At 59.0% G+C, this 13,154-nt stretch carries 11 protein-coding genes; 6 read left to right on the top strand and 5 right to left on the bottom strand.

Annotated features, from left to right (window positions below; all coding sequences use genetic code 11):
• Positions 1 to 174: 174 nt before the first annotated feature.
• Positions 175 to 1,053 carry an agmatinase gene (speB, locus tag KUV22_RS12185; protein ID WP_222231458.1) on the top strand — a complete coding sequence of 293 codons (879 nt, stop codon included), beginning with the start codon at positions 175 to 177 and terminating at the stop codon, positions 1,051 to 1,053.
• A gap of 102 nt (positions 1,054 to 1,155) precedes the next feature.
• On the top strand, positions 1,156 to 1,812 hold the full coding sequence (locus KUV22_RS12180) for a DUF6515 family protein (RefSeq protein WP_222231456.1): 657 nt from the start codon (positions 1,156 to 1,158) through the stop codon (positions 1,810 to 1,812).
• Positions 1,813 to 1,839: 27 nt separating this feature from the next.
• Here KUV22_RS12180 and KUV22_RS12175 read toward each other — a convergent pair whose 3' ends face one another.
• Entirely contained in the window at positions 1,840 to 2,958 is a 1,119-nt protein-coding gene (locus KUV22_RS12175; protein WP_222231454.1) for a winged helix-turn-helix domain-containing protein, read from the bottom strand.
• Between the two features lie 109 nt (positions 2,959 to 3,067).
• On the opposite strand from KUV22_RS12175, the gene KUV22_RS12170 reads away from it, so the two are divergent.
• Positions 3,068 to 3,970 (top strand): cyclase family protein, encoded by a 903-nt coding sequence (locus tag KUV22_RS12170; protein WP_261319471.1) that lies wholly within the window; start codon positions 3,068 to 3,070, stop codon positions 3,968 to 3,970.
• 20 nt (positions 3,971 to 3,990) lie between these two features.
• Here the strand turns inward: KUV22_RS12170 and bioC are convergent, their stop codons facing one another.
• The 3 genes from bioC to bioB are packed head-to-tail and all read right to left on the bottom strand — an operon-like array spanning position 3,991 to position 7,897.
• A complete protein-coding gene (gene bioC / locus KUV22_RS12165; protein ID WP_222231452.1) occupies positions 3,991 to 5,601 on the bottom strand; it encodes a malonyl-ACP O-methyltransferase BioC in 1,611 nt (536 codons plus the stop codon).
• 8 nt (positions 5,602 to 5,609) lie between these two features.
• Complete coding sequence (gene bioF / locus KUV22_RS12160; protein ID WP_222231450.1) at positions 5,610 to 6,815, bottom strand: 8-amino-7-oxononanoate synthase; 1,206 nt, start codon at positions 6,813 to 6,815, stop codon at positions 5,610 to 5,612.
• 14 nt (positions 6,816 to 6,829) lie between these two features.
• Entirely contained in the window at positions 6,830 to 7,897 is a 1,068-nt protein-coding gene (gene bioB / locus KUV22_RS12155) for a biotin synthase BioB (protein ID WP_222231686.1), read from the bottom strand.
• A 217-nt stretch (positions 7,898 to 8,114) separates the two neighbouring features.
• Between bioB and KUV22_RS12150 the strand changes: the two genes are divergently transcribed.
• From KUV22_RS12150 to KUV22_RS12140, 3 genes are all read left to right on the top strand, one after another.
• On the top strand, positions 8,115 to 8,837 hold the full coding sequence (locus KUV22_RS12150; RefSeq protein ID WP_222231448.1) for a ComF family protein: 723 nt from the start codon (positions 8,115 to 8,117) through the stop codon (positions 8,835 to 8,837).
• 208 nt (positions 8,838 to 9,045) lie between these two features.
• Entirely contained in the window at positions 9,046 to 10,191 is a 1,146-nt protein-coding gene (locus tag KUV22_RS12145) for a beta-ketoacyl-ACP synthase III (protein ID WP_222231446.1), read from the top strand.
• Positions 10,192 to 10,621: 430 nt separating this feature from the next.
• The gene (locus KUV22_RS12140; RefSeq protein ID WP_222231444.1) at positions 10,622 to 12,604 is read left to right on the top strand and encodes a S8 family serine peptidase; all 1,983 of its coding nucleotides are present in this window, start codon (positions 10,622 to 10,624) and stop codon (positions 12,602 to 12,604) included.
• Between the two features lie 101 nt (positions 12,605 to 12,705).
• Here KUV22_RS12140 and KUV22_RS12135 read toward each other — a convergent pair whose 3' ends face one another.
• A complete protein-coding gene (locus KUV22_RS12135; RefSeq protein ID WP_222231442.1) occupies positions 12,706 to 13,026 on the bottom strand; it encodes an antibiotic biosynthesis monooxygenase family protein in 321 nt (106 codons plus the stop codon).
• Positions 13,027 to 13,154 lie beyond the last annotated feature (128 nt).

Here is a 13,154-nt window from a genome sequence, read left to right as displayed (position 1 = left end):
CCAGCGACGGGGCACAAAAGTTGATGATAAGGCTGAGTGTCGGGTGCGGGTTTTCAGGAGCGTCGCAAACAGGATGTTTGCGCCGCAGCGCCCAGGGATGGGTTCACAGCGGTCCTGAAAACCCGCACCCGACGCTCTGCCGCCACCAATGGTTAATCGCGGAACTTGAGTCCCATGCACACAGAAGATCCCAACATTTTCCTCGGCTCCGAAATCGAACAGCCCAAACCCGAAGAGGCGCTGTTCCATATCCTACCGATCCCCTATGAGGAGACCGTCTCCTACGGAGGCGGGACCGGTAAAGGACCAGCGGCAATCATTGAAGCATCCCACCAGCTCGAGACCTTCGACAATTTTTCCTCCCCTTGTGATCTCGGGATCTACACACGCAAAGCGGTGGACGTAAGCGGCCCAGCAGAGCAGGTGATGGAGAATATCGCCAGCGCCACCAGCGAAATCCTGCGGCTCGGCAAAATGCCCGTTGGCATCGGCGGCGAACACTCGGTCACCTGGGGCATCATCAAGGGCTATCTGGACGCGGGCATCAAAGACTTCGGTGTGGTGCAGATCGATGCACACGCCGACCTGCGGGACCGATACGAAGGCCACAAGCACAGTCACGCAAGTGTGATGCGCCTAGTGTGCGAAGCGGGCATCCCGCTGTATCAACTGGGTATCCGGGCGTACTGCGAAGAAGAGATTGAGGCGCGCAAACAGTATGGGGTTGGCTATATGGACGCCCACGAACTGGTGCCCACCCAGATCCAATCCATCGAGCTGCCACAGGATTTTCCCAGCAAAGTGTTCTTCACCCTAGATATCGACGGCATGGACCCATCGGTCTTCCCCTCCACCGGCACCCCGGTACCGGGTGGTCTCGGCTGGTACCAGACCCTGAACCTGTTTGAATCCGTGGCCAGGCAGCGCGAGATCATCGGCTTCGACCTGCTGGAGTTCGCGCCCATCCGCGGTTTCCACGCCTACGAGTTCGGTGCGGCGCAGCTGTTGTACAAATTAATGGGCATAGTACAGCGCAACCTGAACGCCAGCTGAACTGACAATTCTTAACGGTGACGCGCCGTCCTTCGCTAGAAAGAACCCCCAAAAGCGGTTATTATTTGCACAGATAGTAAGTACTCGCTCGCGGGGGAATTCATGAAAAAAGCGGCTAAATACCTCTTGCTGGGAGCAGGCCTCGCGGCACTGCTTTCCTTTGCATTTGCCGCACCTGCGGAGGCTCATCACGGGCACCGCGGTCATCATCACGGCCACCTTCCGGCTTATGGTCCACGCTACCGCCCGGTCTACGGGCGCGGCTACTGGGGCCCCCGTTATCGCGGGCCACGTATCAGTATTGGGGTAACGGTTCCGGTACTACCGGCGGGTTACGTGAACCTGGCAGTGGGCGGAGTGCCCTATTACTACTCCGGCGGTTACTACTACCGCCCGGCACCAACCGGCTTTGTGGTCGTCGATGCGCCGCTGGGTGCAGCAGTACTCACCCTGCCCGGCAGCGCCGTGCGTGTGCAGATCGGCGGACTGACCTATTACCAGTACGGTGCGTCCTACTATCAGTGGCGTCCACAAATGAATCGCTACGTGGTGGTTCCGGCACCGGTAACTACCGTGGCAGCAGCCCCGGTAGTGGGCGTGACCCAACAGGCCTACTCGCCGGGTCAGGTAGTCAACGAGCTGCCGGTTGGCTATACCGCCGAAGTGATCAACGGCATCCAGTACTACCGCTACGGCGGCCACTACTTTATGCCGACCCAGCGCGATGGCCGCGAGGTCTATGTCGTGGTTCAGGTGTAATCACCAGCGACAAGCAGCCCCATTGGTTTACAGGCCCTCGCAGGCGACCCCGTGATAGCGGGCGAAGTCTGCGAGGGCCTTGTTGAATCCAGACATCAGTCCCGCCCGCGGTTGCTGCCGCCAGTGCAACGCTTTTACGCGCAATAGCCCCGCACCCCGATCCGCCTTCAGGTCAACAACACCAGCAAACCCATCCCGGTACAAGATCGGCAGGCAGAAATAGCCAAACCTGCGCTTTGGCTCGGGTACGTAGCACTCGAGCTGGTAAGCAAAATCAAATAAACGCTTCAGGCGTTTGCGCTGCAACACCAGTGGGTCGAACGGGGAGAGTAACCGCACCTTGCGCGGCACCGCCGGCGGCTCACTGTGCAGATCTTCCGCGAGCATCAGCTCCGTGCCCACCTCCAGCAACTCCCCGGTTTTCTTCATCTGGACAACGGCATCATTGATCAATGGCTTGTCGTGCTTGCGCAAATACGACATTTCGTTTGCCCGGCCAAACCCCTGTGCATTTAAAAAACTGCGCACTAGATAGCGGCCATATTCCGCATCACTCGCCGCTGCCGTCTCGACCTGGGATGGCAGCAGGCGCTCGGGCAGATCAAACACCTTCTGAAAGCCTTCGCGGTGGCTCACCATCAACTCGCCCTCGTGGAAAAGCTGTTCGAGCGCCTTCTTCTCCTCGCTCCAACTCCACCAGCCACCCTTTGCTCGCACAAAATCGCTGGCCTTTAGTGGGCCCTCCGCACGAATTCGGTCCAATACAAAGCGGCACAGCTTTGCATTTTTTTCGAACCAGTGTTTCTGCCCTTCGCGAATACGATCCATACGCACACGGGCAAAGCGGTAACTCTGCATGGGCAAATAGGCGGCGGCGTGGGACCAATACTCGAATACCCGGCGCTCGCGCTCCGCGGTCTCCAGCATCTGGATCAACTTGGTTTCACCGGGTCTGGCCAGGCGCACATGTAACTGGTGCAAATGGGCACGGGTGATCACCTGAATCGCATCTAGCTGTAAGGCGCCAAGATGGGCGATCAGGTCAGCGACATCGCCGGGCCACGGTTGCTGCACAAATTGGCGCGCCAGCACCAGTGCGCGGGCCCGGTCCACTGGCAGAGGTGGAGCTTTGGTATAGGCTTTCAAAGGCTGTGGTGTCCCTCAATGCGTCGCATAACTGCACACCACTATCTGCGCAGCCGTGCGTAGATTCAAGACCAAGCCTCTCGAAAAATGACAACAATCGGAGAGAACATTGCGCAACAGGCTCACTCTTTTCGCCGCTTCATGGAACCGCATTTGTCATCTTAACTGGCGTCTCTTTTGGCGCTTCTTCTGGCACTTTCTCTGGCCGGGCGTCTGCCATCTCACGGTGGTGGTGGCGCTCTGCTGGGCGAGCTTCGCGCTCGCAGAAGGATTCCCCAAGGGTCGCTGGGTCGACCTGTCCCACGATTTTGCCGATGACACCCTCTACTGGCCCACGTCCGACAAATTCCACAAAGACACGGTGTTCGCCGGGGAAACCGACAAGGGGTATTACTATTCCGCGTATAACCTGGCGGCGGCCGAACACGGCGGCACCCATGTAGATGCCCCGGTGCATTTCGGTCGCGGCCGGCAAAGTGTGGATCAGATACCCCTGCAGCAATTGATCGGGCCCGCAGTGGTAATCCGGGTCGCCGGACAAATTCCGCAAGCGGGCAAAGATGCCAATAGAAACTACCTGATCAGCGTTGCCGACATAGAGCGCTGGGAACAGCAGCACGGCAAAATCGAGAAAGACACGATCGTGTTATTTGATACCGGCAGTGCGCAGTACTGGCCAGACCCGGTGAAATATCTGGGCACCGCAGAGCGCGGCAAGGCGGCGGTGGATAAACTGAACTTTCCCGGGCTGTCACCCGAGGCGGCGATCTTTCTCGCAGACCAGCGCGGCATAAAAGCGGTTGGGCTGGACACGCCGAGTATCGACTATGGCGCGTCGAAACTATTCAAGGCGCACCGCGAATTATTCAAGCGGAATGTTCCCGCACTGGAAAACGTAACCAACCTACAGGCGCTGCCGGAGAAAGGCTTCACGCTGATTGCATTACCGATGAAAATCCGTGGTGGCAGCGGTGGGCCTACACGAGTGGTGGGGTTTATTCCGGAGGATTAGTAGAGCAATTGCACCGACGCTTAACCCGGAGCGACGGCATCAAGGGCTGAAGCGGCCGCGGCTGAATGCGCCAACTGTAAATACAACACCTCATAGGTCGCAGGCAGCCCTACGTCGGTGCGTTCGCTCTCATAGGCTTCGGTTAGCTTGCGCAATTTCGCCCGGCTCAGCAGCCCCTTGCCCGCTTCGCGATTCACATTGTGTGCACCAATGCTTTTAAGTTCCCGCATCAGCGATTTCACATCATCAAAATGCAGTACGCGCTGCTCGACCGCGGTGGTTGTTTGCAGCTGATTGGCCACACAGGCACCGTGCCAGTCACTCTCGGGCAAGAAACGATTCACGTGTATCGCGTCATCCACCGCCGCCCAACTGGCCTCCAGCTCTCTGAGCGTTCCCGGTAGCAGCGTGGAAATTAATATGTCGCCGGCGGGCGCCAGCACTCGGCGCATTTCCGCAAACAACTGCGGCAACCGGTAGCACCACTGCAGGGCAAAGCTGGAAAACACTAGATCGATACAAGCGTCCGCCAGCGGCAGCTGCTCTGCATCCGCCGCCACATAGGCGTTGCTCACCGGGCGATGTGCGCGGGCAAACTGCAGCATCTGCGGGGCGATATCCAGTGCGATAATTTCCGCATCGGGGAAACGTTTGCGTAGCAGCTCGCTGCCGTAGCCGGTACCACTGCCCAGATCGAGAATACGTCTTGGGGAACGGTGCTCCGGAGCGCGGCTAAGCAGTTCGCGACAGACCGCGCGCTGCAGATGGGCAGCGGCGTCATAACTCGCTGCAGCGCGACCAAAGGCCCGCGCCACGGAAGTTTTTTCCAGCGGTGCGGCAGAGTTAGAGGCATAGCCGAAAATAGACTCGCGAAGTGAATTACCGACAAAGTCGCGAATGATCTGCGCAACTTGCGCGGGACGGCTCAGGTGCGGGCAGTGCCCGGATTGCGGGATCACCTTGCACGACGCACCTAACACTTCCAACGCGCTCGCAGCCTGTACAGGTACCAGTGCATCACCTTCACCAAACAGGTGTAGGGTTGGCACTGCAGGCACCGCCAACAGTGCGCGGTTATCCAGGTTACCCAGGCATTCGAGGGCCTGCGACCAGCTTTGTGGAACTACTGAGGGCACCTCGGCCTTCAGCGTTTTCAGCAAGCCGCGCATCTCGGAATCACCGCGCGCCTGCAGGCCGGCAAAACGCTGCATGTTTTTTGCCGGCGCCTCACGCTGGGCGCGACAGAAATCTGTGAACACCGTTTCCGGCATAGCCGCCGGCCAGCCCTCTGTGGCGACAAAGCGCCCGTTGGCACCGATGGTCACCAGTGCCCGCACTTTGTTACTTCCAATCCGCTTGCTGCGTTCGGCAAGCTGCACCGCGAGCATCCCACCCAGGGACCAGCCAAGCAGCAGGCAGTCTTGCGGCAGCTGTGCTTCCAGTTCGGCAAGCAGGGTTTCGGTTTGCGGCCAGGGCTCGTGAATACGCGCACCAAAGCCCGGCAAATCTATATTTACGATGGGGCCAGCAAAGGTACCGGCAATGGATTGCCACTGCTCCAGCAACGGCCGCCAGCAACGGGAGTCGCCGCCCCAACCATGAATCAGCGCCAGACTTTTAATTTCACCCATTGAACAAGTCACGCCGGAGCCTCCACCGCGCGCAGTGCCTGTACCAGTGCATGCAGCAGGCCATCGATCTGCGCCTCGCTGTGTGCAGCGGAAAGGGTGATGCGCAAACGCGCGGTGCCCGCAGGTACTGTGGGTGGACGAATGGCGCCCACCAGAAAGCCCGCTTCCTGTAATCGTTCGGCGACGGCGAGCACGGTTTGCTCACAGCCGAGCACTAGGGGCTGAATGGCACTGGTGGAGTTTTCCAGTGGCAACTGCAGCGTCGCGGCGCGCTCGCGGAAATAATCAATGCGCTGCTGCAAGGTCTCGCGCAATGGCTGTTGCTGCATCAGTTCGAGCGCGCGCAGGCACCCGGCAGCCACTGCCGGCGGCATACCGGTGGTGTAGATGTAGGTGCGGGCAAATTGGGTAAGGTATTCGATCAGCGCTTTTGAGCCCGCGACAAAGGCACCAGCATTGCCAGCCGCTTTACCCAGGGTACCCATCAGGATGGGCGCACTGTGCTGATCCAGCCCGGCGGCGGCGGCACTGCCGGCGCTGGGATTCTCGACGCTTCCCATCACGCCAAAGCCGTGGGCTTCATCCACCATCAACCAGGCGTCGTAGCGCTGACACAGCGCGGCCATCTGCGCGAGCGGTGCGGTGTCGCCGTCCATGCTGTACACACCATCCACGGCGAGCAGAATTTTTCCGCTGTTTTTTTCCCGTGCACGGCACAGCTGGACTTCCAAAGCCTCCAGATCATTGTGGGCAAAGCGCAGGTACTGGGCACCGGAGATGCGCCCGCCATCAATTAGCGAGGCGTGATTGAGTTTGTCCTGCACCACAAAATCACTGCGGCCAACCAGCGCATTGATAACACCAACGTTGGCCATATAGCCGCTGCCGAACAGCAGCGCCGCTTCGCGGCCGGTGACTTCGGCAATCTTATTTTGCAGTTGCTGGTGAATATCGAAATGGCCATTGACCAGATGCGAGGCGGTGGCCCCGGCACCCAGCGCGGCACCGCGCTGCTGCGCGGCAATTACGTTGGGATGGGTGGCGAGACCGAGATAATCATTGCTGCTGAAGGTAACCAGGGTACGGCCATCCACCTCGGCCACAGGACCCGGCGCAGCGGCGAGGACTTTGTGCTTGCGGTACAGCTGCTGCGCCCGGCGTTCCGCCAGGCGCGCATCGAGAAAGTCCTGCAGGCTATTTACAACAGCGGTCACAGCAATAACTGAACTTACGCCTTGGCGGCGTCGTAGAAGAAGGGGTCGGATTCCTGTTCGGAAATTTTTGCCTGCAGCTCAGCTTCCACTGCGGACTCATCCTCGTACTGCTGGTATTCCTCTGGCTTGATGCCCAGGCGCTTGAACAATTGCATGTCCTCGTTGGCTTCCGGGTTGCCAGTAGTCAGCAGTTTTTCGCCGTAGAAAATCGAATTGGCACCGGCGAGGAAGGCGAGGGACTGCATCTCGTCGTTCATGGATTCGCGACCGGCGGACAGGCGCACGTGGGATTTCGGCATCATGATGCGCGCCACTGCGATACAGCGGATGAATTCAAACGGATCCAGGTCTTTGTTGTTTTCCAGCGGAGTACCGGCAACTTTTACCAGCATGTTGATGGGCACCGACTCGGGGTGCTCGGACAGGTTGGCCAGCTGCATCAGCAGGCCGGCGCGGTCTTTTTCCTCTTCACCGAGGCCAATGATACCGCCGGCGCACACCTTCATACCCGCCGCGCGCACATTCTCCAGGGTATTCAGGCGGTCTTCGTAAGTGCGCGTGGTAATGATGTCGCCATAGTATTCCGGCGAGGTATCCAGATTGTGGTTGTAGTAATCCAGGCCCGCTTCCGCCAGGCCCTTGGCCTGCTCGTCGCTCAGCATGCCCAGGGTCATGCAGGTTTCCATGCCCAGGGCCTTTACTTCCTTCACCATCTGGGTGACGTAAGGCATATCTTTGTTCTTGGGTGAGCGCCACGCGGCGCCCATGCAGAAGCGGGTCGCGCCACTGGCCTTGGCTGCGCGCGCCTCTTCCAACACCTTCTCCACCTTCATCAGCTTTTCGCGTTCGAGGCCGGTGTCGTAACGGGCGCTTTGTGGGCAGTAGGTGCAATCTTCCGGGCAGGCACCGGTTTTGATCGAACACAGGGTGCTCACCTGAACCCGGTTGGCGTCGAAGTGCTGGCGATGCACCATTTGCGCGGTAAACAGCAGATCGTTGAACGGCAGTGCAAACAGGTCGAGTACCTGCTGGCGGCTCCAGTCGTGGCGAACTTCACCGTAGGTGGACGAAGCGGAAGACATTTGCGGGTTGGCGGTCACTGGGATTACTCTCCTCAGACGACGAGACTCTATCGGGGTTTCGCCGTCGATCGGCCGCGGGACAGGACCCCGAGCCGCGTTGTTCTTGGTTTTTGCAGGTAAATCGTGCGCGAAAGGCTGTCAGTGTAGCGGTGGCCCTATCGCTGTCAACCAACAGAACCAATTCTGGTTTACAAGTCTGCAGTCAGGGAGGATTGCGGTGCCGCTATTGCGATTACTGGGTCAGGCACTCACCCGGCCGCTGGATAAACACTTTGCCCGTTGCCTGCTGTGTGGCACCGCGGACGAGGTCCAGGCCGGGATCTGCGCGCCGTGCCAGTGCGATCTACCGTCACTGGGCCACGCCTGCGTGCGCTGCGCACTGCCGCTGGCAGAAACACAGGACCGGCACTGTGCGGCCTGCATACAACGCCCACCACCCCAGGCCAGCAGCGTCGCCTGCTGGTCCTACGCTTACCCGGTCGCGCAGCTGGTGCAGCGCTTTAAATACCAGCGGGACTTTGCCGCCGGTCGCACACTGGCAGAGCTGGCGGCACAGGAACTCCACCCGCACATCCTGCAGGCCCCACGCATCGACATACTGGTGCCGATTCCCATGCACTGGCGCAAGCAGTTATTCGGCCGGGGCTACAACCAGGCGCAGCTGATCGCCGATATCTTCGGCAGCTACTGGCGCATACCGGTGGCCCCTGGCGCACTGCGCAAGGTGGCCGCCAGCGATAGCCAGCAAACACTTTCACGCGCCCAGCGACGCAAGAATCTTATCCACAGTTTTGCCGCCGGACGGCAGATACAAGACCTGCATGTGGGCCTGGTGGACGATGTCATTACCACCGGTGCCACCCAGGAGGCGGCGTCCCAGTCACTCCTCGCAGCAGGCGCATCGCGAGTCAGTGTTTACGCCCTGGCCAGAACCCCGTGACAGTCAGCCAATATCCCCCAATGACTCGTTAGACTCCCGTACCCATTCATAGACCAATGTGACTCTAGGCGCCAAAATAGTCGCCCTTTTCGCCGCCGCTGCGCAAAAATCCACCGGCTGCTAACGTTATAACTAGAGCGCGCCCGTTATTGCCCCTTCACTAGCTGGGCCGGCGGGTGCGATGCACAGGATGATGGGACCCAGAAACATGAGTGAATTCCAACTGCCTCGCGGCATCGTGATCAGCGGTACCGGTCTGTGGACACCGCCTGAGGCCATCAGCAACGAAGAGCTGGTGGTGGCGCTGAATGCCCACGCGGAAAAATTTAATCGCGAACATGCCGATGCCATCGAATCCGGCCAGGTAAAAGCCAAGTCTTTTTCTTCCGCAGAGTTCATCGAGAAAGCGTCCGGTATCAAGAACCGCTACGTGATCAGCAAAGAGGGCATCCTCGATCCGAACCGTATGCGCCCGTACCTGCCGGAGCGCGCCGATGACGAGCTGTGCCTGCAGGCGGAGATGGGCTTGAACGCGGCAAAGCTGGCGCTGGAAAAGGCCAACAAAAAACCGGAAGACATTGATGCGGTGATTGTGGGGGCGTCTTATCTGCAACGCGCCTATCCGGCGATCTCCATCGAAATCCAGTCTGCGCTGGGTATCGACGGCTTTGCCTTCGATATGGAAGTGGCCTGCTCTTCCGCCACCTTCGCCCTGCAGCGCGCGGTGGATGCGATCAGTTCCGGTTCGGCCAAATCGGTACTGGTAATTAACCCGGAGCTGGCGTCACCGCAGATCGACTTTTCCGATCGCGACAGCCACTTTATTTTCGGCGATGTGGCGGTGGCCACCGTGGTGGAGCGCAAGGAGAGCTGCAATACCGACAGTGCCTGGGAAATTCTCGGCACCAAAGCCAAAACCGTTTTCTCCAACAATATTCGCTCGAACTTCAGTTACACCGCGCGCGCCGCGGATGTGGATCCGTTTGGCGAGGGCAAGCTGTTCCGCCAGAACGGGCGCAAGGTGTTCAAGGAAGTCTGTCCGATGGCAGCCGCGCACCTGGAAAGCCAGGTGCAGGAGCTGGGTTTCGAACCGAATGAAGTCAATCGCTGGTGGCTGCATCAGGCAAACATCAATATGAATTTATTGATTGCGAAAAAGCTGATGGGCAACGACGCTTCCCCGGAGCGCGCACCTATCGTATTGGACCAGTACGCGAATACTGGCTGTGCGGGTTCCATCATCGCATTCAATTTGCATAACGACGATTTGCCGGTTGGCAGCAAAGGGGTGATCTGTTCCTTTGGTGCTGGCTACTCCATCGGCAGCTTGGCGCTGGAGAAAATTGCCGTTTGATTTTTACCTCGCCACTTAATGTGGCGATCTTTGAGCCTCTCCGCATTTCAATGCGCGGAGAGGCTTACAACCTCGCCTTCCCCTTCCTGTCCCTCATCCTTGCGCATTTTTCAGCGCACACTTGTTGTGCATCGCGGCTGTTATTGGCACGTATTTGACGCAAAAATTTATATTTCACGAAATTACATTTTTTGGCGTGAAAATCGTGCAGCTGGCGTGATCAAAGTCTGGCACTCGCGAACCAAGTTTGGCTTACAGTCATACATCGGCGTTTAAGCAACGCCGAACTTGCGGCTTTCCATCGCGCGCAGCCCCACCGGCTACTCGTACTGGCGCAAATTATTGCTGCGAAGTAGCCCTGCCAACAGCAGTCCGCTGCAACTCAGCACGCAACCCAAACATAGATCCTTATACGGGGAGAACAATAAGAATGAAATCCATTCTGAAGGGGTATTCTTTTGCCGCGATTTCGGCAATCACTACGCTGGGGCTACTCGGCAATCACTCGCAAGCTGTTGCACAGATTTCTGCCGACGCAGATTTTTCCAATGTGCCGCAGCGCCTGATCGTTCGCTACAAAGACACCCAGGCACGCGACTGGCAGTCACAGGCAACCACTCTGTCTAACCGCGGCGGCGTGAAGATGGGGCATCTGCGCAAAATGGCGCTTGAAGACCGCCAGGTATTTCGCCTGGAAACACGTATGGCGCCGGGCCAGCTGAAGAAGCTGCAGGCCACACTGGAAGCGGATCCCAATATTCTTTCCGTCGAGGAAGATGCGTTTATGGTGCCGCAATACACACCGAACGATACCTACTACAACGTACAGTGGCACTACTTTGAAGCCACTGGCGGTATCAACCTGCCCGCCGCGTGGGACAAGCAAACCGGCGCGGGCGTGACGGTTGCGGTACTCGATACCGGATACGTGTACCACTCGGATCTCGATGCGAACATCCTGCCCGGTTACGACTTTATCGATGACACCTTCGTATCCAACGATGGCGACGGTCGCGATGCAGACCCTTCAGACCCCGGTGATGCGGTTGCGCGCAACGAGTGCGGCCTTTTTAACCCGCCGCAAGACCAGACCAGCAGCTGGCACGGCACCCATGTGGCCGGCACCGTGGCCGCGGTTACCGACAACAACAAAGGCGTAGCCGGCGTTGCCTTCGATGCGAAAGTGGTCCCGGTACGGGTGCTGGGTAAATGTGGTGGTTACCTGTCCGACATTGCGGACGGTATCGTGTGGGCTTCCGGCGGTAACGTTTCTGGCGTACCGGTGAACTCCAATCCGGCCCAGGTGATCAACATGAGCCTTGGCGGTAGCGGTGCCTGTGACTCCACTTACCAGAGTGCGATCAACACGGCGGTCGGCAACGGTTCAACGGTAATCGTCAGTGCGGGTAACAGCGACGCCGACGCATCCGGTTACCGCCCCGCCAGCTGCGACAACGTAATTTCCGTTGCCGCTACCGAGCGTTTCGGTGCTCGCGCTTATTACTCTAACTTCGGTACAACCGTCGATGTGAGCGCACCCGGTGGTGACGTTGCCTACGATGCAACCCACGGTGTTGCCTCTACCCTGAATGACGGCACAGCCGGCCCCGGCGCCGAGTCCTATGTGTACTACCAGGGCACTTCCATGGCAGCGCCGCATGTATCCGGCGTTGCCGCGCTGATGTACGCGGCCAATGGCGGCGTTACCCCGGCTCAGGTTGAAAGCGCACTCAAGTCGACCGCGCGTGCCTTGCCCGGCGCCTGCTCCGGTGGATGTGGTGCGGGCATTATCGACGCGAGCGCGGCGATCGATGCGGTCGGTGGCGGTGGCACCCCTACCAATCAGGCACCGAACGCGAGCTTTACCTTTAACGCTTCAGACCTGTTCGTGACCTTCACCGATGGCAGTAGCGATAGCGATGGCAGTGTTGTGAGCCACAGCTGGGACTTCGGTGATGGCGGCAGCTCAACCGACGCCAACCCGAGCTACAGCTACGGTGCTGCCGGCACCTACTCTGCGACCCTCACCGTGACCGACGACGATGGCGCGACCGATAGCAGCACCCAATCGGTAACCGTCAGCGATGGCAGCGGCGGCCCGAGCAGCGATGGCTTTACCGAGAACAATGTCAGCGTTGCTTCACGTGCGTGGGAGTACTACACCATTGATGTACCCGCCGGCGCGACCAGCCTCGAGGTATCCACCTCTGGCGGCAGCGGTAACGTCAACCTGTACGTACGCCTCGGCGCCAACCCCACCAACAACCAGTACGACTGTCGCGACACCGGTGGCGGCAACAACGAGTCCTGCACCATTGCCAACCCGGCGGCTGGCACCTGGCATATCGGCCTCAAGGCCACCCGTAACGGAGCCAGCGGCGTGACTCTCGATGCTTACTGGTACAGCAACTAAGGTGCGCTAACGCACTGCGCGAATTCATCGCAATTCGCAAGCAACAAGGGCGCCCTGTTTTCAGGGCGCCCTTTTTTTGTCCGATGCAACAAGGTTGCCGATTACTCTTCGCTGTTCGGCGGCGTTACCACCCACTCGGGTTCCTCGTAGGAGCCGAGCACCCGAATCTCAACAAAAGGGGCGGCACTGCGAATAATGCTGTCGATCTCCGGATTGTGATTATCCTGCATCGCATCGCGCTGCGCTTTGGAATCCCAATGTGCAATGGCGATCAATTTGTCCGGCTCATCAATCTTGCGATGCAGTTCGGTTCCACGTGCGCCCGGCGCCTGCTGGATCAGTTCCGATGCGCGCACCCAGGCATCGGCGTATTGTTCCGCGCGGAAGCCCGGTTTTATCTGCACCTCAAAAATGTATTTCACCGCGTTCTCCTGTCGATTTTTCTGCCTCCATGGACACCCTTGCGTTTCCATGAACAGTTGGTGCGCTAGTCCATCCGCGTTAGCATAGCGCCCCCATTTGATCCGAGCCCCATCGCGCTCAGCGGAGC

The sequence above is a fragment of the Microbulbifer agarilyticus genome (assembly GCF_019800665.1).
Lineage (GTDB): Bacteria > Pseudomonadota > Gammaproteobacteria > Pseudomonadales > Cellvibrionaceae > Microbulbifer > Microbulbifer agarilyticus_C.
Note: the sequence above shows the minus strand (reverse complement) of the source record. Positions and strands in the feature narration are given on the sequence as shown.